This window comes from Vibrio sp. S234-5 (genome assembly GCF_000960595.1).
GTDB lineage: Bacteria > Pseudomonadota > Gammaproteobacteria > Enterobacterales > Vibrionaceae > Vibrio.
On the sequence record NZ_JZAM01000410.1, the window covers coordinates 1 to 402 of the forward strand.

The 402-nt window shown below is 43.3% G+C and carries 1 protein-coding gene; it reads left to right on the forward strand.

What is annotated here, in order from left to right; translation table 11 throughout:
• Positions 1–53: 53 nt before the first annotated feature.
• Positions 54–402, forward strand: a 349-nt coding sequence (locus UF06_RS22560) for a diguanylate cyclase (RefSeq protein WP_242402052.1), incomplete at its 3' end; no start/stop codon positions are given.

Below are 402 nucleotides of genomic sequence, written 5' to 3' on the forward strand. Positions count from 1 at the left end.
TTATTTCTATCTTCATGGGTAGCTTATTCGCGTTTGCCGTAGGTCGATCATTGGTGAAACCAATCAAACAGTTGAGTGAACAGTTTTCGGAATTTGATACCCAAGCACTTCCAGTTACCGATATTCAACGCAAAGATGAAATTGGTGAGCTACTTACTGCCTATAACAAGATGTCTAACAAGGTAAACACTTACACAACCCGTGTTGAGTTCATGGCCTATCACGACATTCTGACTTCGCTTTCTAATCGTGAAAAGCTGCTGATTGATCTTCAAGAACAAATCAGCGCCAAGCGAGCGCCAGCGCTTGCCGTCCTGTTTGTCGATTTGGATGATTTTAAGCACATCAACGACAACTACGGCCACAATGTTGGAGACAAATTACTGGTGCACCTTTCGGCAA